Here is a 20738-nt window from a genome sequence, read left to right as displayed (position 1 = left end):
CCTCAGGGCTGCTTGCAGGTTCCGACTGGGGGTCAACTTGTTGGGGTCGACCGTCTGAGCATCGCCGCCCTATTCCTGGAAGAACAGGAGCATCTGCCTCTTGGTCGTGACGACTCGATTGTTTTCGGGGTCCACCTGCAGCAGCTTCTCCCCTGACGGGAACACCTGGCCGACGCGGACCGTTCCTCCATTGAGCAGCACCACGGCGCCCTTCTCGAGCGACTTCACGCCCGCCTTCTGCGCCGGTGCGCCTTCGATGCGCGCCTTCATGGCCAGCACCAGTTCCTCACCTGACACGGCCTCCGTCGGCGCTGGCCGCGTGACCTTCTGTTCGACGGAGGACGGAATCTCCGCCTGGCGCGCGGCCTCCGCCTGGGGCAACTGCGGCTTGGCCGCGATCGTCATCGCAGGAAGTGGCATGGCTGCCGGCGCCGCGGCGGCCGACTTCGTCGAAGTCCTGGCATCAGTCCGCGCCTGCCTGGCGGGCACGGGGGACAAATGCGCCGCCGGCGCTACTGAATGAGTCGCTGACGTCGCAGGGGTCGCCGCCGGGACGCTGGAGGCTACCGGTGGCTGCGGCACGGAAGCGAGCGAGTCATACGAGGCAGGCGAGTGCTGCTGCACCAGGAGCTCAAGCAACTGGATGCGGGTGTTCTTGCGGGCAAGCTCGCGCGCAATCGGCTCGGCGTCCTGCATGAACACGTTGAGCGCAACCAGCGCGCCACCCGCGGCGCCCGTGACCAACGACAGCAGCAGCAGCGCCGCGAGCTGCCAGGACATCCACCCATGAACACGCAGCCTCACTCCAGGCTCCGCATCGTGCCGGCGAACGTCTTGCTGTGGATCGCGAACTGGCGAGAGGTAAGCGTGGCGCGGCCCACTGCGGTGCTTGAGACCGCGATCATCAGCGCACCGCGCAGATCGGAAGGTTCGGAGCTGCCGACAGAGCGCACCGTGCCGCAGACGTAGATCATGGGTGCCTCGGCTTTGCCGCAGAACGAGCTGCCTTGTGCAAAAACGAGCGAGCCCTCGGCGCACCGGATCCGCCCCTTGACACTGCCGTAGATCAGCGCGCCTCCAGGCAGATCCAGATCTCCTGCCAGGGTGGCGCCGACGGGCAGCACGAAACACACATTGTGCTGCTGCAGGTCCACCCGTAACACGTCAGGCGCAAGGTGCGGCGCAGGGGCGGGAACCGAGGAAGCGGGAACACTGGCGAGGATTGCGCTCATGGAGCGGATCTCCGAAGGGCTGGGGGAAGCACCAGGGTGGCGCTGCTGAGGACGGCGATGCGGCGCGCGGGCTGCACCGACAGAAGCACGTCGCCGTTGGGCAACTTGCCGCCGGGCGGCACGGTGACCCGGCCCATCGCCGTCGCGACCACCAAGCCCTGATCCGAAACGTCGACGGCGCTCCACACCGGCAGACTGGGGCTTGCCAGGTCGCTGGAGAGGTGCCGGCTTGCCGTCAGCGCGCCCGCGGCGAAGGCCAGGCCGACCAGCAGCACGGCGGCAATAGCCAGCATGCCGCGGGCTTGCCGCCGATGGACCGCCAGCGACTCCAGCGCCTCCGTGGGCGAATCGGCCACCATCACCTGCGCGATAGCGGGATGCGTCCACGCGGGCAGCGCGGGCTCCTGCGCGAAGCCAGTGAGTTCCACGCAGTCCGTCCCGTGCAAGGCCTTGACCAGTTCCAGGGCGTCGACCACTACGCCGTCCATCTGCCGGAACGTGCCCAGACCCAAGTGCTCCGGCGCGGCCGGCCGGGCCGCGGCCGCCAAGTCACGCAGCTTGTGCGTCGAGTCAGGTGCGGCGTCGGACAGGGGGGGGCTGGCTTGCATTCTTTTATGCTCTGCGCGATGATACAGCTACAAACTGCCACCGGATAGCCTCGTTGCGCAACGGCTGACCGCGCGCAGCGCCGCCGCACCTCGTAGACCACCAGTGAACACCCTTCCGCACCTCACCGCGGCGCCGGCAGTCAAGAGCCCGGCGCACTACTACTTCTGCCCCACATACGCCCGTGGCGAGCCGCGGTTTTTGCTGCTCGTCGGCGCGAGCTGGACGCCGAGGCTGCGTCAGCACCACGGCATCAACGACACCCCCTTCTTCAGCCGGGAGGCCTACCCCGGGGAGCCGGAGCACTACGCGAACAGGCATCCCTGGGGTTGGGTGTTTACCGCGCCTGGGGTCCTGTCGTACGAGCGCGACAGCAAGCGTCTGTCCAGCCAGCAGCTGCAGCAGCTGGCGAGGCTCCTGGAGGAGCAGCTGGCCACCGTACCGTTCGCGCCCGAGGCGGTCCAGGGGCTCGCCACGGCAGCCCGTGAGGCGGTTCGGCCAGCCCTGGCGGCATGACCGACCGACGGCATGTCCTGGTGGCGGGCTTTGCCCTGCTGGCCTCCGGTGTGAGGCGCCCCTCCTGGGCCGCCGGCAGCGCCGGCCGGTTCGCAGACGACTTCTGGAAGCGGCCGCGCCGCATCATGCTGCAGCAGGCCAAGAGCGGCGAGCGCATCGAGTCGACCTACTGGTCCGACGGTGAGCTGCTGATGCCGGAGTACACGCAACTGAGCTACTTCATGCGCGACCGCGTCACCGGCACGGGGGTGTACGTCCACCCCGTGCTGCTGGACATCCTGTACGGGATCAACGGCTGGCTCGCCTACTACGGAGTGCGCTCCCCGGTGATCCTCACCAGCGCCTATCGAGATCCGCGGCGCAACCTCGCCATCGAGGGGTCCGTCCGAAACAGCTTGCACACCCACGGGGATGCAGCAGACATCGTGATCCCGGGCGTCAACGCCCTGCAGGTCGCCCGATTCGGCATGTGGTTGGGCGGAGGCGGCGTCGGCTGGTACCCCGGAAAGCAGTTCACCCACGTCGACCGGGGGCGACTGCGCTCCTGGCGAGGATGACCACACCCATGCGCACCTTCCTCCGAAACAGCTTCTGCGTCCTCTTCCTGCAGCCTGCGGGCTTCATCGACCTGCATCCCAGCACGCTGCGCGTGGAGACCGTGATCGCGCTGCTACTGAACGCCTGGATCTCCATTGCCCTTCCGGTCGAGACCGTGATCGCTTTCTACGTGCTGGGCATCTTCGCCCTATGCGTCGAGCCGGCGTTTATGGCCCGCACCTACGGACACGAAGGAACCTGGCGGGCCGCATTCGCATTTGCCTGGTGCACGGTGGCCGCGGCAGCACTGAGCTCCCTTGCAGACTCATTCCTGGTGAACGCGGCGCTGGTCGTCTACGTCTTCCTGGCCATCAGCATGCATCGCCTGCGCCGCAGGTCTCCATCCGTCGCGCAGCGCCCCACCCCCAATGAAGAATTGACATCAGGGGTGATGTGCCCGAGTGCGAGTCCGTTGCCGGCACACGAAGTCGCCTTCACCGCCCACGGCGAGGTCCTCGTGCTGGAAACTGGCCCGACCATCGGACTTTGGAGAGGGATGCCGATCCCCGACTACCTCGTGGTCGAAGGCAACCGGAAGTGGGTCTTCAGCTCCACTTTTGACTTCAGGCCCGACCACCGCCCGCAGGACAACCAGCTCGTGCTGAGGCCCGGCCTTCTTTACGAAATCGTGCAGTAGTTAGTGGCGAGCGTCCGGGCCATCCGCCCGCAAGGCGGGTCGCGCGGCGACCGAGTGATCGAGCACGCAACCCCGCGCGCCGCCGCAGCTCAGACCGGCTTCGGTAACAGCCCACGCAGTTGGTTCAACCGATCCGGATGGATCCCAGCGCAAGCGGGCTCCTTCAGCGCGGCATCGAGGAGCCGAAGCTGTGCCTCGCGCACCGGCTGCATCACGCTTCCCATTTCGTGCGCTCCGAAGGACTGCAACTGGCCAAGGACGGCGGTGTAGTTCGCGGCGGCGGGCAGCTCCTGCGCGAGCTCCAGCGCAATCAGCACGTCCGTCGCCCCCAGCACGATCGCGGGCGCCAGCGGCTGAGAAAGGTCGACCCCCAGGCTCATCAGGGCCTCGGAAACCACGCGGCGGTCGATCTCGACGTCAGCGAAGGCGCAGCTCATGGGATCCTCCATCTCAGGCCAATGCGCGCTCGCGCACGGGGGAACGCTCCTGCGCCGCTTCCTCGACATCCCCGCCCAGAAGCATGTCGCGAAGCACAGGGTCGATACCGGCCGGGGCAAGGCGCTGCGGGGCGTGGGCGGGATCGATCCTCAGCAACGCGCACACCTGCTCCGCCTCGCGGCCACCCACGGTGAGCACGGTCCCCGAACGGGCCACGGTGAGCGCGCCTGCACCAGCGGCCCAGAACGTGCCGCCTTCGGCGATCAGCCTGGCCGCGAGCGCCGATCGCTCGTCCATCATCAAGAACTTGACGCGAGTGGCAAGCGTCACCATGAAGTAAGTCTCCCGAACCGGAAGTGGCAGCAAACGCAATCAGTAGCCCAGCGCCTTCGCGTTGCGTTGCCGGTACTCCCGCGCGGTCTGCTCCATCCGGTTCGTGATGTCGTTGAGGTTGTTGGCGATGGCGTTGCTCTGCTGCGTCGACCACGCCGCCCGGTTGGCCATATCGCTGTACGTGGCGCGCGGGTCGTAGTTCGGATCCAGGCGGCGGCGCTCGGCCTCGTAAGCCGCGTCGCGTTGCGCCTGGTCGCGCGCCTGTCGCGCGGCCTCTTGCGCACGGCGCTGTTCCTCGGCCGCCTGGTCGATGGGGCGGCCCAATCGGCCTCCCAGCACCTCGCCGATCACGCCAGCGATCCGTGCTGTGGGCGAAAAGACACCGCCGCCGCCCGCGGCGTTGCCCAGGACGGAGCCGATGGTGCGACCGGCGCTTTCGTACTCCGAGCCCCACGCCCGCGCGGCATCGGGCGTGAGCCCCGCGGCCACTCCGATCGCCACGAGCGCGGCGGAACTGGCCAGGCTCTTGCGGATAGAGGTGCGAGCGGCTTGCAGCAAGTTCGAGGTCATGGCTGTTCTCCCGTGAACTGGTTCAGGCGAAAGCAGGCGAACTGGGAAGATGAGGCAGGCGGGTGTTGCGCGCTTCATGGCGCCGGCCCCAGGCGCGAAATCCCAGCGCGCCCTTCGTGCCCATCACCAGCTCGAGGTGATGAATCTGCTCCAGGTCCATCTTCTCGTGCCGATCGAGGTCGCACACCGTCAGGCCCACGGCGTCCACCAGGCTGTGGATTCCGGGCGGGAATTCGCCAGATCGCTCGTAGAAATCCTGCAGGGAGGCGTTGCTGAAGCGGCAAATGCGCCAGGTGGCGGACACCTTCTCCTCGGCGACTTGCGAAGCGGACTCCAGCAGCGGGGCCATGAGCCTGCGCGTAGCGTCCGTCTCCACACGGATCACCAGCGGACCGGCTGCTACCCTGGCGAGCCACGCAGCGACCTCCATGGCCAGCTGGTCGCGTCGGACAAAACGGGTGCGAGGCACGCACCGCAGTTTCAAGCCCGCGCGCTGCTCTCCCGTGAGCGCCGCGCATGCATCCACGACCTCCGCATAGAACCACGGACCCTTCGTCTGCATCAGCGCCACGCTGAGCAGTTCGCCGGCGGCGCCAGGCGCGGTCGTCGCCGCGGCGTAGAAGATGTGATTGGTCACGGAGTTCATGTGCTGGCGAATTTGCTTACCCAGTTTGCACCATTGTATAGATACCGATTCGATTATGAAAATGGGCGATAGGCGAATCCCAGCAGCCTGACGCATCCCTTACTCAAGACGGCATCCTCATTCGAAAGGATGAGGGCGTATGCACATCACAACGCCTCGCGCACCGACCTTGATCTATGTCTGATTCGTGACAAATCCGCCGGCGAGAATTTCAGGCTGCTCTCGAAGTACGCACTGCGCTCCGTGCCACCCAATCTCGCCTCCCACTTTCACGCCCTTCTGTCCATGGCAGAAGACGGAAAGAGTGCCGGTCGTTCGGGCACGCCCCGCGTCTTGGCTCTACGGCGGCTGTTGCAGTGGTTGGTGAACCTCTATCGGCACTTCGAGGCCTACCACACGTATGGGCGCCCCCGCCTCAAGCTGATCGGCGTGGTCGGCGGCCTGACCTACGTGTCCTTCTACTTCCTGCGGTTCGTACGGCCCAATCCCGACCCACTCGACGACTGGCCCACGCGCCTAGTGGCGATCGTGCTCATGGCAGGCCTGGCCCTCCAGGACTACTGGCCCGTGCGCCTGCGTAAGTACTTCCTGCCGTTCGCCTACTTCGCGATCTGCTACTCGCTGCCCTTCTTCTGCACGTTCCAAGCCCTCAAGCGTGGGGGCGGGCTGAGCATGGTGTCCAACCTGTTCATGATGGTCTGCTTCCTGACACTGCTGATGGACTGGCGCAACTTGATCGCCTCCATGCTGGTGGGAATTGGGAGCGCGTTCGTGCTGTTCCGGCTCGCATACCCTGAACTGCCGATTCCCTACAACGTCCTGGACCAGTCGCCCGCGATGGTGGTGATCGCCATCTTCGGCTACATCTTCAAGGTGTCCACCGAGCAGGTGGAGACGGAACGCAAGCTCGCGGCGCGTCAGGCGGAAAATGAGCGCAGGATCGCCGCGTTGCGGGACAGCATGGGCTTCCTGGCTCACGAGCTGAACACGCCGCTGGCCACGGTCCGGCTCAATGTCGCGGGCCTGCAAGCAAGCCTCAAGGGGGCGGAGGCCACCTCGGCTCCGAGCGGATTTGTCATGATGCGCGAGCGGCAACCGCGGGAGTTGGCGAACGTGCTGGAACGCACTGAGCGAGCGGCACTCTTCTGCCAAGCAGTCGTCTCCAGCATCGTCCAGACCGCGCGCGACACCTTCCCGAAGGCCTCCAGCGAGTCCGTCTCCGCAATCGGCATGCTGACCGCACTGCTGCGCGACTACCCCTTCGAGAATGGAGAGTTGCAGTGCGTCTCGGTCTCTCCCAGGGTGAACTTCGTGATCGCAGACGCCAGGCGCGACCTTCTGTTCCTCGTACTGCGCACCATCACCAAGAACGCACTTGCCAGCCTGCACGGGCAGCAGAACCCCCGACTGGAGATCGAAACGGGAGTTCGCCTGACCGAACTGGGCGAACGTGGCTGGATCCGTTTTTCCGACAACGGCCCAGGGATGGCCAAGGACCTGCTTGAGAAGGTTTCTCACGAACCCGTGAACAGCGAGGACGGCGGCTTCGGCATGGGCCTGCTGTTTTGCAGGCGGGTGTTGGAGAGCTTCGGCGCCAGCCTGGACGTCACCTCGGAGATCGATGTTGGTACCAAGGTGGTGCTCGAGTTCACCACAGAGCCCTCCAGTACCTTTGAGAGCTCGCCCACCCCGCTGCGGTGAGCAAGCGATCGCGCCGCCGACTCAATTCGAGTCGACCCAGCTTCCGCCGCCCATTGCGCTGATGCACTGCCGCAGATGGCACAGCGCCAGGTCTGTTTGACGCTGTTGACGGGGGGCATTAACTTGGGTTCAAGGTCATCGGACTTTCCGCGTTGAGCAAGAGGCAAACACGCGGCACATACACAACTTGGAGGGATAGCATGAAGAACCTGGTCCTCACTGCGGCGGCGATTGCGACGGCCCTGATCCTGAGCGCTTGCGGTGGTGGTGGCGGCGGCGGAGACGGATCCGCCACCAGTGGCACGACGGTGGGCGCCGGGACCACGGGCAGCACCACCGGCACCGCCGGCACCACGGGCGGCACGACCGGAGGCACGACCACCCCGGCAGCGACTGATCCCGGCATCGCTGTCGTCGCGTTGGCTGCGCCGAACTACACCGTGGCCGACTGCGCACGCTTCACCAACGATGCGGCCGCCGTTGCGGCGCTGGACCTGTCCAACACCACGATCAAGCAGATCAACGACTACCTGCAGGCAGTCGACGCCGACCACGCCTACAAGGTCTTCATCCGTCGCCCCTACGACTTCGCGAACTGGATCGCCAGCCTCGGCGGCAGCGTCAACTTCCTGAGCCTCGGCATTGCCACCCACGAGACCCTGCACATGACCGATTCCGTGCTGCGGCTGTGCGCGCCGGCGGGATACAAGACGCTGTTCCTGGGCAACATCGTGGACACGGGCCTGCAGGGCGGCGACACCGCCTCCACCAGGATCGTCGACACGATGATCGACACGGCGCTCAAGCCCGAGCCGCGCTTCGCGACGTATATCACCGGCGCGGCCGCCGGCAACGACTTCACCGTGCTGCTGGACGAATTCGCCGCCTACGCCGGCGCGGCGCGCACGACCACGCAAGCGCATGCGCTCGGCAAGCTCGCCCTGCCCTCAGGCAGCCTGGACTCCGACCTGGGAGGCACCGTGAATTTCATGGTGTTCCTGGAGACCTATCTGAAGGCGGCCCGCCTGAACAACGCAGCCACATACGACACGATCCGCACCAGCGCCGCCACCAAGGCAGCGATCCAGACGATCTGGACGGCCGCCGAGAAGGCTCTTGTGGACTCCTACCCGCTGGTGAAGGCCGGTAGCTTGACGGTCAACACTGCGTATTTCAGCGCTGCCTATTCCGGCGCGCTTCTGTCGGAGCTGGATGCGATCGGTATCTCGCACGCCACGACGGCCTCCTGGAGCGGAACCTATCTTCCCTAGGGGAGGGGTCGACGGGATAGGATTCCGAAGGGGGCCAGGTTGGCCCCCTTCTTCATTTGCCTGAACGGCGGATCTCCGGTGAGTAGACTGCACACCGCGCATTCCAAGCCCGCGAGGTTTCGACTGCCATTGCGAACCGGGCACTCCAAAACGAAAAACCCCGCCATGCGAGGCGGGGTCTTTCGGCGGAGTGCAGCGCCTTACCGATAGATCACATTCGAGTAGGTCACGGACCAATCGGTGGGACGACCGTAGTAGTCGAAGCTGCTTGGACACGCGACGTACGTTCCCGGGAACGAACTCGCAGTGATCGGAACGCACATGTTTCCGGGGTAGCCGGCCGCGACCCAGTACGACGACCAGGACATCCGCCAGGACAGGTATCCGTTGCCGTCCAGGTAAGCGTACATGCAACCCGGATCGCCGCAGGCGTACCTGGTCTGGCCCGCAAACGCTTGCGACCACGGCCTGTTCCAGCCCTGATTGGTGTAGGCGCTGTAGCCGTAGTTGTACGCGCTGTTCGCCGTGCTGTTGGCGGAGACCGCCGTGTTGTAGGCGGTATTTGCCGTGCTGTTGGCCGTGACGGCCGTGCTGTACGCCGAGTACGCCGTGTTCGCGACGTTGTTCACGTCCGTCTTCGTCGCGTAACCAGACAGGTCCACCGGAGTGATCCCCACAACGGCGCGAACACCGGAATCGGTCGACCCGGCAGGAGCCGGAATGGACTGCGCTGTTGCGGCGAACGACGCCACGAGAACCGCGACGGCAGCGATGTTGTGCATCAGTTTCATTTCAGGGACTCCCCCTTTGCGAGAAACGCAGGTTGCACCTAGATTCTATTGAGAACTACGCGTAGAAGCAAAAGACGTTGGCCAAGGCACGCGCGTTGGGGCTACCGGTCAGCAGACCGCCGCTACCGTTCCTCAGAAAGACCTGCCAAACGGCGCCGGTGTCGATCGCATAGGCCGCAAAGCCGCCGTCGCTAGACGCGTAAGCCTTGGGTACCAGCTGGATGACCGACGTGGCCGACATCCCTGCCGCCGGCGAACAGACAGGCTTTGAAACCTGGCCGCTGCCGCCCCAGCCGATGTCGGTCACCTCGTAGGACTGCACGAACACCAAGTTGGTGGTCACATCCCGCAATCGCATCCAGCGCGCGCCGCCGCCGGCCGGGTTAGTGCGACAAAGCAAAGCCTCGTTGGCGTTGGCGGTGTCGTACGCGACGTGACCCGACTGCGCGCAGGCCGCACCCGGAGTGGCCGCCTGGAAGAGATCGGAGACTGCCCGCCAGGCGCCGCCCGCGCAAAGCAGCTTTGCGCCGGTGCCGTCGTCCGCCATCGCTCCGTTGGGCCCACAGGCGCCTCCTAGCGCTGCGAACTCCATCAGCGTCCTCCAGGCGGAGCTCCTGCAGGTAACGAGCCCGTTAGGGTTGCCGCGCGCGATAGCGCCCTCGTCGGCGGCCGCACACGCAGCGCCGGCTGCGTAACTTCCCGTAGGGAGGATCCGGTCCGCCACTGCACGCCCTGACGTGCGGACTTCGCCGACCCCGCCGGCGACTCCGACATAGGCATAGTTCCCGTTGGCGCCAGTGAATGCCGCCGGAGCCGTCGAGGCAAGCACACTGCCGCTCACGACCACGTCGGGCGCCCTGGCGCCGCCGGTGTACCCGGCGGGAAGATCATTGGGGTCTGCACAGCCGAACCCCGCGCGTCCTGTTGCGGCGAGGATCCGAGCGCAACCACTCGCGAACGAGGCCGCCCCCGTTACGGTCAGGTTGTTCGATACCGTGAGGTCGTTGGCCACTGCGACTGCGCCAGCGAACGCAGACGTACCCGCGACAGAGAACGAGCCCTGGAAGTTGGGGTTGCGAGTGTCAGCCACTTGCAGGAAGCTGGCGTAGATCCCCGCATCCACCACCCCGGAGCCGCACACGATGCCTTCGACAGCTCCCAGTGGGTTGGCCACACTGAGCACCGGGCCGCGGATCGTGCCGCCACCGGTGCCGTAGGCAGCCAGACCGCCCGTGCCTCCGCTCTGCGAACTCATCATGGTCGCGGCTAGGTCGAACCTGATGTCTGCGCCGCCGAGCGTCACCGGAGTAGTGGTGCAGGCGACGGCCGTGACGGTGCAGCCCGCTCCCGGACAGCCGGTGCGGATGATGTTCACCTGAACGGATTGCCGCGTCGGCATCGAATTCGGAGCGACGGGAAACGCGGAGGTCAGGCGGCCCAGCGTGCGCAGTTCGGCCAGGGTGGGGGCCAGAAGCGTCGCAACTCCTGCGACCGGCGTGTTGTTCGAGTAGGCCGTGAAATTCATCATGACCAGGCTCTGGGCCGCAGTGGCCACGGTGGCCAGGTAAGCCGCGGAACCCTGCGCGAGCGTCTCTTCGCTGTCTCGCGCCATGCGCCCGTTGGCGTACACCGCGAGCAGCGCCACCAGACCCAGGTAGATGATCAGTTCGACGATCAGGTATCCGCGCTGCGCTTTGCGGCGGGCGGCTTCGAGGCGCTGGCTAAACATCGATGGCTCCTGGCGGTACGGAATCAGTGGGGGTGCTTGTTCTTCTGAACTGCGATGCCGGCCGCAAACGGCTGGACGAGAGCGATCACTCGGGAGGGGCCGGCACCACCGGCACCGGCCCCGCCAAAAGCCCCCCCCAGCCGGACGGGGCGCCCCCACTTAACGGAAGACGAAGACGTAGGTGTTGCCGTCGCCCGTGGTGCAGGCCGTGGACGCCGTGGCGCTGTTGAAGGTGCCGTTCACCGCCTTCACCACGGTGCCGTTGATCGAAATCTGCTCGGCGGCCTTGCCCAGCTGGGCGGCCAGGCTCGGGCAAGCCGCTTCGTTCACCGTGTTCATGGTCACGGCGAAGGAGTCGCCGGCCGTGGTGATGGTGTTGGATGCCACGGTGATCGTGGAGCCCGTCTGGCCGATGTCATGGCTCATCGTCGCGGCCGCGCCCGTACCGGTCACGGTGATCGAGCCCGCCAGCCCGCGCGAGAGGTTCGCGAAGCCCGCCGTGTTGATCGAACTGTACGGGGTCGCGCCGCCGCCGGCGTAGGAGTTGCGCACCTTGGTGGCCGTCTTGTTGATGTCCTGCGCGACGTCGGGCACCTTGCCGTCGATGATCAGCGCGCGCGCGAAGGGCATGCCGAAGATGGCCAGCAGGGCGATGATGCCCAGCACGACGATCAGTTCGACCATCGTGAAGCCCCTCTGCTTCTTGCCGTTGCGACGCAGCGTGGTGGTGGTGATGTTGTGCATGGTGTGTCCTTTCATGGTTGATGCACAGTGGAGGAATAGACTTTGGAGAGCGCGCCTGGGCGTCAGCGACTGGAGAAGTACATCTGCATGACGCCTTTCATTTCGTAGGGAATCGCGACCATCCAGCCGACCACCCCGGCAACGGAGATGACGGCTAGCATCAGCAGGGCCCAGCGGTACACGGTCAGGCGCTTGATGAGCCCGTCCAGGATGGTCTTTTCGACGTACTTGCCCGTTTCCTCGAAGCCTTCTGCGAATCCGCGTGCTTCCTGCGTGTCGCGCAGGTAGTAGTACATCGGCGGCGACAGCAGGTTCGTGTTGAACGACTCCGCGTCCGTGGCACCGAACTGGTCGATGCGGTCCACGATCTGCTGCACGCGCCAGCGCAGCCAGGCCGAGCGCGCGCTCTCCACAAAGACGGTGAGCGACTGGTGGAGCGTGAACATGGTGTTGCCGCGCCGGCGCGTCAGCGTCGCCATGGTCGCGAGGAACAGCGCGCCCTTGATGTCCCGCATCACCCGGTACAGCACGATCCGGTTGTCCAGCCATTCCCGCTTGGCACCGGTGATGTTGTTCATCGTCCACTGCACGTACGTCAGCAGCAAGCCGAGCGCGAAGAGGACGTAGATGCCCAGGCTCTTCACGCGTTCGGCGTGGTGCACGAGCGCCTTGCCCTTGCTACCCCACTCCTCCACCGGGATGAAGCCATAGATGTCCTGCAACTTCGCCGATGCGAAGATCGGGAACACCGTGAGCATCACGGCTGCGACCGACACGCCGAAGATGCCCGCGAAGAGCGTGCCCCAGACCGCGGACTTCACCTTGTCGCCCAGGCGAGCCACGCGGCCCACGTCGCGCAGTGCTGCGCGCAGCGCGTCGTCGCCCGCGTTCTGTGAGATCCGGATGATCGTCACCTCGTCGTCCGGCAACGTGCCCTGCCAGGCATCCGCGAGGTTGCCGCCGTTGCTGCCGAAGGTGGTCGCCCAGTGGTCGGCCAGGATGCCTCGGGCCTGCTTCGGGTAGCGCTGCGCGTCGCGCTCGAAGAGGGTCTGAATCTTCAGCTCGCCCTGGCTCGCCTCAAGGAGGTCCGCCATCCACTCGTAGTAGTCGGCGCGCGTCTTGCGAAACCGCGCCGCCGCGTTGCGGACCTTCAAGGGCAGCAGCTTGCCGCTGGACATCAGGCGAGCTCCTTCATCAGCTTGCGCTTGGCCTCGACGGTCTCGAAGGCCATGAAGCGAGGTTCGATCTCGCGGGGGTCGATGACGCCTTGCTGCGCCTTGAAGATGGCGCACTCCATGGCGTTCTTGCCAACGAGGTTGTCGTCGTCGAAGCGCCCCGTCGCCAGCGAGCGCCAGTAACGGGTGAGGGCCACGTTGTCGCCACGCAGGATGAACGACAGCATGTTGTCGTCCGGCTCGATCATCTCGCTCACCACCGTGCGCCCTGCGAACCCATTGAGCTCAGGCAGGTCCTCCTTGCGGCAGTGAGGGCATCCTTTGGGGTTGCGCAGGCGAAACCGGCCCGGATCCAGGTCGTACAGGCGATGGATGCGCTCGAAGTACATCTGGTGCGCGTCCAGCTCCGCCCCGTGCAGACCGTGCTCACGCGCGAAATCGTCGGGCGAAGTGGCGCAGTGTGGGCAGCTCACAGGCAGCAGGGCCTGGTACACCAGCACCTTCAGGATGTCCGGCGTGGCAAGCACCTCCCGGGGGATGCCGATCGCAGGCGACGCGAATCGGTCGATCACGCCCAGTGCGCCCTTGGCGTGGGTCGTTGTGTAGACCGTGTGGCCGGACTCGGCGACCTGACGGGCCAGCAGGCCCGTCGTCTGGTCGCGAATCTCGCCCAACAGCAGCACATCCAGCGCGGAGCGGAAGATCGCCCGCACCGCGGACACGAAGGCCGGATCGTCTCCGGTGGCCTGCAGATCCCGGGTCACCGTCTTCTGGTACATGAACAGGATCTCGAGCTCGACCGGGTCCTCGATCGAGATCATCTTGATGTCGTGCGGCAGCATCGACAGCAACTGCGCGAGCGACGTGGACTTGCCCGAGCCCACGACGCCGGAGAAGACCACCATGCCGCCTTCGGAGTGAATCACCCGCCGCAGGATGTCCATCTGGGAGCGGGGGTAGCCGGCGCTTTCCAGGGACCGGATACGCGCGGAGTCGCCTAGGCGCTGGATCCGCATGGTGACGACGGTGCCTTTGTCGTTGGCCATGCCGCTCCAGCGCAGACGCACGCGAGCGCCCTTCTCCATCTTCTTGCTCGGAGGCAGGTCCAGCTCGACGCGGGCCTGTTGCTCCGTGCGGGTCTGGAAGGTCGCGTCGCTGCCGCCCCTGGAGATCTGCCAGGCGATTCCCAGCATCTGCACCATCGTGTCCGTCGCGATCAGGTACCGCTCCGGCCGCACGTAGCGGCCGCCGATCTTGAACGCGATCTGGCTGCGCGGCGACTGCTGATCGACCGCAAAGTCCACGTCGTCGGCATTGTTCTCATAGGCCCACGAGATGATGGACATGAAGCTGGCAAGGAGTGCGCTCTTGGCGCTGTCGCGCGCGATGTCGCGCTCACTCTTCATGCCGTCGGCACTGATGTGGCCCTGCGAGAGAGACATCACCAGGTGCGAGGACAGCCAGTAGCCCTGCGGGCCGTTGCCCGCCAGAGCCCACCCGAGGTTCTTCAGCAGCGTGACCACCGACGTCAATTCGTCCGGCGTGGCCTTGTGCTTGTCGGCGAATAGGATGCATTCCTTGGCGTTGGCGAGGGTCTGAGCGACCGCGACGCGGGAATACAGGTGCTGGCCGAGCTTCACCTCGTCGTTCACCACCTTGAAGAACTGAATCTGCGCCAGGTCGTGGGTGGTCTCGATCTCCGCATCCGAGGCAAAGCGAATGCCTGCGAACGTCTTTCCCTGGGGAGCCTGCTTCGCTTCCGCCGGCTGCGCGGCATCGTTGGCCGGCGCACGCTGCTGGATGTTGGCCCCGATCGGCTTGCGCGACTCGGTGGCCACCACACGGCGGCCTCCCGCACCAGGTGCGGCGACATTCAGCTTGGGAAAGAACAGCTTGCGAAGCATGGACAGACCTTCAGAGGTTCTCGGTCAGTTGCGTGAGGCGACGGGCGCGGAAGGCGCACCGAATGCGCCGGTCGCCGGCGAGGCAATTCCTTGTGGCTGCGCCATCGGCATGGGGGCTGGCAGCGGCATACCGGGGGTGCCGGCAGGCAGAGGAGCACCGGGCATGCCGGGCGCTCCTGCGGACATGACGGGAGCAACTGGCTTCACGCCGGTCCAGCAAGCCGTCGGGCAGGCGGGGCCCTTGGCCTTGCCGGGCAGTTCCACCGGCCGGAGCACCACGCACCGGTTCTCGATCCTCACGATCTCGCACGTGGCGATACGGCTGCCAGGACGCACGTTCTCGAAGCTTTCGCTGCCCACCATCAGGTTCGCCCGCAGGGCAGAGCCGGTGCCCAAGATGGAGTCCACCTGCACCAGCACCGGAGGCGGCGGCAGCGGCTTCGACAGCTTGCCGGGCTCCACGGCCACGGGTGCGGCGCCCAGGCCGGCATCCTGCTTGGCCTTCTGCGCGGCCTTCAGCGCGAGCTGGTTCTCGACCTTGAGCAGTTCGCCCACGGTCGTGACGCTGCCCGTCATGGACTCGGAGGGCTTCGGCGACGGCAGCACCGCCGCCGCCGCAGGCGCCGTCAGAGGCTGCACCGCGGGGCTGGATGCCCCCGGCTGGGCGAGGACGCCCTGGACACAAGCGACGGCCAGGGCCGCCAGGATGACGCTAGCGCTTCGCATACATTTCCCCCTTGACGTCGGCCATCACGGCCGAGCCTTTGATTCCTGTGCCGAGACCTTCGGTGAAGCGAACCGACAGGGCTCGCCAGTCCGCCTCGATGTCGGCGTCGATGAGTGCGTCGATGGAGCGCAGCGGCGCACCGACCGCGAGGCTCGCCACGGTGATTCCTTCAGCGCGCGGGTCGCCAGGCAGGTTCGTTCCGTCCTGCTTCTTGGGCGCGGGGATCGTCACGACGGCGAAGCCGAACCCGAGATCGCCGGCAAAAGCCGGAACCAGGCGTTGCAAGCGGCTTGCGACCTCGACGCTGAAGAACTCGGGCTTGCGCAGCTCGCGGATCTTCAACGTCTGCACGGGCTCGTCCACGGTCCACGACACGGTCAGGCCGTTGAGAGGCGTGAACGCGAGCTTCCAGCCCGCCGGCAGGCTCTCCTGGCTCATCTCGCGGTTGGGCTTGCTCGTGGCCTGGCGCGTGTAGTTCGCGGTGCAGCCCCAGGCGCGCGTGGCTGCCGCGCCGGCCGTGACGGGCGCGGCGGCCGAGCAGTTGGCAGTGGTCAGCTTCCAGCCGTTCCAGTCAACCGCGAGCTTGTCCAGCGATGCTCGGACGGCCACGAGGCCTTTGCCGTTCGGAGCTGCAATACCCCGCTCCCAGGCAGCGATGGCATCGGCCCACGCTTGCTCGGGGTCGACGTCGGCTTGCTGGGCCTGCACCGCGGCGCGCGCTCGCTGCCATGCCTCGTACTTCGCATAGCCCTGCTTGGCAGCCAGGATGACCACCATGACCGCGGCGATGGCGAGCACCGGCTTGGGAATCGACGGCGCCGCCTTGGGCAGCGGCTGCAGCTGGTCGCTCTCGAGCGTCGAGGCGCGCAGCAGTTCGTCGGGTGCGAACGGCCGGGCGCCGTCGAGCCCGTGGTTCGGGATGTTTGTGTGGACGGCGGGCTTGTTGCCGGCAATTTCCTCCAGCAGCTCGCGAACGCGCTGCAGCGCGCCCGCGTCGTCCATGTCCTTGTGGAATTCGTCCACGGACGTGGGCTGTCCGTTGAGGACCACCGCAATCCAGTAGTCGCACTCGCCGGCGACGGAGTCTCGCGGCGGAAACTTCAGAGCGACGATTGCCGCCCCCATGAGCGCGCGCGCTGCGACGGCCGCGGCGGGAAACACCCGCAGCGTCGCGTCGACGTCAGCCGGGGTCTGGCCCCAGCCGGCTTGCTGGTTGCGGAAGATGAAGTGGCTCGCGCCGGCGGCACGCGCCTGCTTCACCGCGTCGTCGCGGCCGCCGCTGGTCGCGATGGACCGCCAGGTGACACCGAGCGCCAGCGCCTTGGAGCTGTGCTCGTTCTCGTAGATCAACTCGAGCCGCTGGCCCGCGCCTTTCTTGCGAGACGTTGCAGCCGAAGATGCCGCCTTACGAGCGCCGAAGAGCTTCATGGGGTCTGCGCCTTCCTGCTCAGACGCCTTCTTCGGCGATCGCGGTGACCAGCAGCAGCATGCGCGTCTTGGTCACTTTGGCTGCATTGGAGCCGCCCAGGATGATCGGCGCATCGGACCCGACGCGGCGGATCGTGTCCTGGCTGGTCGTGGCCTCCAGGCCGCCCACCAGCACCGTCTGGCCAGAACGCACCGGCAGTTCCTGGATGAACCCAGTGCCGTCGATTGTCTTTTGCTGCACCGTGACCGAGCTGCCCGAAGAACCCACAGTGAAGGGAACCAGCGGCTGCGCGCTGGTCAGGTCGAACGAGAGCGACAGGAAGATGGTGTTGTCCGTCTTCGCCGTCGGCACGAGCGTCACGAAGGTGCCGACGGTTTCTTCCTTCTGGGTCACCGTGGGCGCCACGGCGGTGGTCACCGCCGAGCCCGCCGGCGGCGTGGTCGCCTGCACCTGGTCGACATAGTTGAAGGTGCTGCGGATGGCCTGGGTGACCGGACGGCCCGAGGTGGTGAGGAACGGGAAGAATCGACGGTTGACGACCGTCCCCACCTCATTGAGGGCCTTCACGACCAGATTCGATCCGGCGAAGGGGCCCGTGGTGGGGCCCAGGCTGAACGACCCCGCCGTCTGTCCCGTGATCGTGGAAGGCGAAGCATTCGACAGAACGCGGCTCGCGGAGCCGTAAAGGATGTTCCAGTCCACGCCGAGTTCGGACTGATCCTTGTCGACCACCTCCAGCACCTCGAGGACCACGCGCACGCGGCGTGACATCAGCCGGTTCTGTTCCTCGACCACCTTGGCCACACGTGCGATGCTGGCCGTCGTGTCGACCACCACCAGGGTCTGGCTTTCTGCCGACAGCTGCGCCCTGCCTCCCACCGACAGCAGCGCATCCACCGTGGACATGAGGCCCTTGAGCATGTCCTGGTTGGCAGTGGTGAATGCGGTCTTCGAGGTGGACTCGAAGATCTGCCCCGAGGAGTTGCGCCCGAGACTCGCGCTGGTGTTGGCCACTTGCGGCGTGGTGGCGAGCTGGAACACGCGCGTCTCCACGCGGAAGAATTCGGCGCCGCCGTCCACCGGCCGCCAGGAGAGCGACCCCTGGCGCGCGATGTCGTCCAGCAGCACCCACAGTGGCGTGGAGCTCACCGGCAGCGTGACACGGACAGGGCCACCGACCACCGCGGGGGCACCGCCACCGGCGCCCGTCTTCGGCGCGAAGGACGCGGCCGGAAGAAGCGCGTCCGCCGTGGCGGTGATCAGCATGCCGCTCGCGTCGGACACCTGGCGCAGGGCCGTGTCCAGGTCCACCGCCCCTCGCTGGAACATCGCCGTCACCGGCACGTTGCGGCGAAGCTGCTCGGGCATCGAGACCTCACGCGCCACGGGCATGCTGTTGCCCGCGATGAAGGGCCGTTGCACGTCCTGAGAGGCCACGCGCCTGCGCTCGTTTTCCAGGGCAGCCGAACGCATGTCCTGATGGCCCGTGTCGATGCGCTCGCCCACGCTGCTTGCCGCATCGGCCACCCGCTTGGGGGCGTTGGCGCAGCCAGCCAGGGCCAGCGCCAGTGCGGCGGTGGCGATCGAGAGAAGGTGCTTTTTCACGGGGGAGTTCCTCACTGGGTCTTGTCGCAGAGCCCGGCCTTCGGGATCACGCGCACCACGCGGTTGGTGTAGAAGCACGGCTGAACCGGGCGGTCCGTGAGCTCCGTGGAGGCGAGCAGACGGCGAGCGGCTTCCTTGAAGTCCGCGCCGAACACCTCGGCACCGGCCGTGCCCTCCACCGGGAAGTCCTTGTCCAGCGTCCAGTGCGCCGGCTCGTGGCTCCACCCCGCCGCGCGCGCCCAGCGCGTGAGGACCTCACGCACACTGCGGTCGGAGCCGGCCACGTCGAAGGCGATCGCAGGAGCGGTGAGCGCAGGTGCGCTCACAGACGCAGGCGTCGCGGGCACCGGGACCGGCACGCGCTCGTCGACGAATTCAGCATGTGCTGATACACCGGCACAAACTGCTAGAGCGAGTAGAAGCAGACGCATCGACATGATCTCCAATGTTTCTAGAAGGGGTCCCTCAGCTCGACCAGGTCGAAGCTGTCCAGGTGCTGCATGCGCCGGCGGTACCAGACGGGGCGGGCGTACACGACTCCCCCACGCAGCTTTGAATGCAAGCGGCGCACGACCCACAGCACTTCGCGGCCTTTGGCTTTGAGGGTGCCGAGAGCCGCGCAAACGGCCAGGGCCAGCACGAACGTCCAGGTGCGCGCGTGCATGACCCAAAGCAGGATAGGCAGGGCCGAATAGGCGGGAATTGGCAGCCACAGCAGCTGCGTGCCGCGTACTGCGTTGGGCCAGTCAGCTGCCACAGGCGGCCTCCTCACTTTCGGCGTGCTGCAGGAATTCACGCGCCTCGATCGGGTTGAATCCGGCCACGCGGGCAAACGCTTCCGGGGAGATTTCGCCGGCACGAAGCGCGCTGAGCGCCTGGTGCGCGAAGTCCTGCTTGCGCCCGAGAATGCGCTGGCGGATGCGGCGAGCCCACTGCTGGAACGGCAGCTCCGACAGAGCATGCTTCAAGGCCTGGTCGAAGACGCACCAGGAGCGAAACGCCCTGCCCTTGCCGGAGACATCGCGCTCGATCTTCTGGGCGATCACCAGCCGCAGGTTGTCCAGGAGCTGGTTGGCAACAGCGGGCTGACGCTCGTACGGGAACTCACTCACTACGCGGGCGATGACCTCCGCGGGCGTCTCGCAGTGCAGCGTTGCGTAGGTGCAGTGGCCGGTGGCGGATGCCAGGAGCCCGGTTTCCATGCTCTCCCGGTCGCGCATTTCGCCCATGACGATCACGTCGGCCTTGCGCCGCAGCAGGTTGGGCGCCACCAGAGAGAAGGACTCCAGGTGGGAGTGCAACTGCACCTGGCTGACTTCGGGCATCCGCGCGCTCGGGCCGCCCGGGCCCATGGCCGATGCAGGCAGTCGGGGGTAGATGAACTCGACCGGGTCCTCGTAGGTGAGGATCTTCACGGGCTCGTCGCCAGCGAGGCGATGAGCGTTCGCTGCGGCCAGCAGCGTCGACTTGCCCGAACCCGTGATGCCCGCCACCAGCACGAGACCCTGGGAGGGGAACATCGTCTGCACGATCTCTTCGGGCAGCCCCAGCGATGCCAGCGCGGGCGGCGTGCCTGGGATGGTTCGCAGCGTGATGGAGATCCCGTTGGCGGAGGTCCCCACACGGCATTTGGTGATGTTCGCCCGGCAACGCAGTTCGTAGTCCGGGTCGTAGTCTTCCTTCTGCGGATCGAGGCGGGGCCGGATGCTCGTTTCGGGGTCCAGCGGAGTGCCGCCACCCAGGATGGCCATGCCGCTCTCGCCGCCAGGGTAGAAGCGGGTGGTGAGCTGACCCAGCTCCGAATCGTCCAGGCGGCGACTCGAGACACGGGTGTGGCGGCGGTTGATGTACGCCCAGATGTAGTCGTCGCTCTGGAGCGTGATGTCGCTCGCGCCCTCGTGGAACAGCCGGTCGATGCCTCGCTCGACCACCTCGATGAGGGGGCCGCTGCTCAGGTCGATGATGGTGGATGCTGTGCCGGTCATGCTGCGAAGGTCAGGTGGCGCTCGCCGTGGCAGCGACACCTGCCGTTACAGGATTCTGCCGCCTTTTTGCTCTGCATGTATGTATTTCTGCGAACTGATGTG

At 66.4% G+C, this 20738-nt stretch carries 23 protein-coding genes; 5 read left to right on the top strand and 18 right to left on the bottom strand.

Features of this window, described 5'->3' with window-relative positions:
- Positions 1-69: 69 nt before the first annotated feature.
- Genes WG923_RS14800 through WG923_RS14790 form a run of 3 tightly spaced genes read right to left on the bottom strand, consistent with a single transcriptional unit; the run spans position 70 to position 1840 of the window.
- Entirely contained in the window at positions 70-780 is a 711-nt protein-coding gene (locus WG923_RS14800) for a hypothetical protein (protein WP_340351755.1), read from the bottom strand.
- A 20-nt stretch (positions 781-800) separates the two neighbouring features.
- The gene (locus WG923_RS14795; RefSeq protein WP_340351754.1) at positions 801-1232 is read right to left on the bottom strand and encodes a polymer-forming cytoskeletal protein; all 432 of its coding nucleotides are present in this window, start codon (positions 1230-1232) and stop codon (positions 801-803) included.
- Positions 1229-1840 (bottom strand): hypothetical protein, encoded by a 612-nt coding sequence (locus WG923_RS14790; protein WP_340351753.1) that lies wholly within the window; start codon positions 1838-1840, stop codon positions 1229-1231. Before WG923_RS14790 ends, WG923_RS14795 begins: the two co-directional genes overlap by 4 nt.
- Before the next feature lie 103 nt (positions 1841-1943).
- On the opposite strand from WG923_RS14790, the gene WG923_RS14785 reads away from it, so the two are divergent.
- Genes WG923_RS14785 through WG923_RS14775 form a run of 3 tightly spaced genes read left to right on the top strand, consistent with a single transcriptional unit; the run spans position 1944 to position 3588 of the window.
- Positions 1944-2354: a hypothetical protein gene (locus WG923_RS14785; RefSeq protein ID WP_340351752.1), complete on the top strand. Its 411-nt coding sequence runs from the start codon at positions 1944-1946 to the stop codon at positions 2352-2354.
- Entirely contained in the window at positions 2351-2911 is a 561-nt protein-coding gene (locus WG923_RS14780; RefSeq protein WP_340351751.1) for a YcbK family protein, read from the top strand. The genes WG923_RS14785 and WG923_RS14780 overlap by 4 nt, the downstream gene beginning before the upstream one ends.
- A gap of 8 nt (positions 2912-2919) precedes the next feature.
- A complete protein-coding gene (locus WG923_RS14775; RefSeq protein WP_340351750.1) occupies positions 2920-3588 on the top strand; it encodes a hypothetical protein in 669 nt (222 codons plus the stop codon).
- An 89-nt stretch (positions 3589-3677) separates the two neighbouring features.
- Here WG923_RS14775 and WG923_RS14770 read toward each other — a convergent pair whose 3' ends face one another.
- Genes WG923_RS14770 through WG923_RS14755 form a run of 4 tightly spaced genes read right to left on the bottom strand, consistent with a single transcriptional unit; the run spans position 3678 to position 5575 of the window.
- The gene (locus WG923_RS14770) at positions 3678-4025 is read right to left on the bottom strand and encodes a hypothetical protein (protein WP_340351749.1); all 348 of its coding nucleotides are present in this window, start codon (positions 4023-4025) and stop codon (positions 3678-3680) included.
- 13 nt (positions 4026-4038) lie between these two features.
- Positions 4039-4359: a hypothetical protein gene (locus WG923_RS14765; protein WP_340351748.1), complete on the bottom strand. Its 321-nt coding sequence runs from the start codon at positions 4357-4359 to the stop codon at positions 4039-4041.
- 39 nt (positions 4360-4398) lie between these two features.
- Positions 4399-4929 carry a hypothetical protein gene (locus WG923_RS14760; protein ID WP_340351747.1) on the bottom strand — a complete coding sequence of 177 codons (531 nt, stop codon included), beginning with the start codon at positions 4927-4929 and terminating at the stop codon, positions 4399-4401.
- Between the two features lie 22 nt (positions 4930-4951).
- Positions 4952-5575, bottom strand: a complete 624-nt coding sequence (locus WG923_RS14755) for a hypothetical protein (RefSeq protein ID WP_340351746.1) — start codon at positions 5573-5575, stop codon at positions 4952-4954.
- Positions 5576-5938: 363 nt separating this feature from the next.
- On the opposite strand from WG923_RS14755, the gene WG923_RS14750 reads away from it, so the two are divergent.
- Positions 5939-7276, top strand: coding sequence for a HAMP domain-containing sensor histidine kinase (locus tag WG923_RS14750; RefSeq protein WP_340351745.1), 1338 nt, complete (start codon positions 5939-5941; stop codon positions 7274-7276).
- Positions 7277-7476: 200 nt separating this feature from the next.
- Entirely contained in the window at positions 7477-8547 is a 1071-nt protein-coding gene (locus WG923_RS14745) for a hypothetical protein (protein WP_340351744.1), read from the top strand.
- A 200-nt stretch (positions 8548-8747) separates the two neighbouring features.
- On the opposite strand, the gene WG923_RS14740 is transcribed toward WG923_RS14745, so the two are convergent.
- The 11 genes from WG923_RS14740 to WG923_RS14690 form a co-directional block, all read right to left on the bottom strand.
- A complete protein-coding gene (locus WG923_RS14740) occupies positions 8748-9338 on the bottom strand; it encodes an alanine-zipper protein (RefSeq protein ID WP_340351743.1) in 591 nt (196 codons plus the stop codon).
- Positions 9339-9393: 55 nt separating this feature from the next.
- Positions 9394-11067: a hypothetical protein gene (locus tag WG923_RS14735; protein WP_340351742.1), complete on the bottom strand. Its 1674-nt coding sequence runs from the start codon at positions 11065-11067 to the stop codon at positions 9394-9396.
- A 159-nt stretch (positions 11068-11226) separates the two neighbouring features.
- The gene (locus tag WG923_RS14730) at positions 11227-11826 is read right to left on the bottom strand and encodes a type 4 pilus major pilin (RefSeq protein WP_340351741.1); all 600 of its coding nucleotides are present in this window, start codon (positions 11824-11826) and stop codon (positions 11227-11229) included.
- A gap of 47 nt (positions 11827-11873) precedes the next feature.
- Positions 11874-12989, bottom strand: a complete 1116-nt coding sequence (locus tag WG923_RS14725) for a hypothetical protein (protein WP_340351740.1) — start codon at positions 12987-12989, stop codon at positions 11874-11876.
- A complete protein-coding gene (locus tag WG923_RS14720) occupies positions 12989-14890 on the bottom strand; it encodes an ATPase, T2SS/T4P/T4SS family (RefSeq protein WP_340351739.1) in 1902 nt (633 codons plus the stop codon). Before WG923_RS14720 ends, WG923_RS14725 begins: the two co-directional genes overlap by 1 nt.
- A gap of 24 nt (positions 14891-14914) precedes the next feature.
- Positions 14915-15616, bottom strand: a complete 702-nt coding sequence (locus WG923_RS14715) for a hypothetical protein (RefSeq protein WP_340351737.1) — start codon at positions 15614-15616, stop codon at positions 14915-14917.
- Positions 15603-17045: a hypothetical protein gene (locus WG923_RS14710; protein WP_340351736.1), complete on the bottom strand. Its 1443-nt coding sequence runs from the start codon at positions 17043-17045 to the stop codon at positions 15603-15605. The genes WG923_RS14715 and WG923_RS14710 overlap by 14 nt, the downstream gene beginning before the upstream one ends.
- Positions 17046-17064: 19 nt before the next feature.
- Positions 17065-18651 (bottom strand): hypothetical protein, encoded by a 1587-nt coding sequence (locus WG923_RS14705; RefSeq protein ID WP_340351735.1) that lies wholly within the window; start codon positions 18649-18651, stop codon positions 17065-17067.
- Positions 18652-18662: 11 nt separating this feature from the next.
- Positions 18663-18977, bottom strand: a complete 315-nt coding sequence (locus WG923_RS14700; protein WP_340351734.1) for a toxin co-regulated pilus biosynthesis Q family protein — start codon at positions 18975-18977, stop codon at positions 18663-18665.
- Positions 18978-19102: 125 nt separating this feature from the next.
- A complete protein-coding gene (gene icmT, locus WG923_RS14695; protein ID WP_340351733.1) occupies positions 19103-19408 on the bottom strand; it encodes an IcmT/TraK family protein in 306 nt (101 codons plus the stop codon).
- Positions 19398-20636, bottom strand: coding sequence for a type IV pilus twitching motility protein PilT (locus WG923_RS14690; RefSeq protein WP_340351732.1), 1239 nt, complete (start codon positions 20634-20636; stop codon positions 19398-19400). Before WG923_RS14690 ends, icmT begins: the two co-directional genes overlap by 11 nt.
- Positions 20637-20738: the final 102 nt, after the last annotated feature.

The organism is Ramlibacter sp. AN1133, from assembly GCF_037890035.1.
Taxonomy (GTDB): Bacteria; Pseudomonadota; Gammaproteobacteria; order Burkholderiales; family Burkholderiaceae_C; genus Ramlibacter.
The sequence above is the reverse complement of the archived record's forward strand: the minus strand, read 5'-3'. Positions and strand labels throughout refer to the sequence as shown.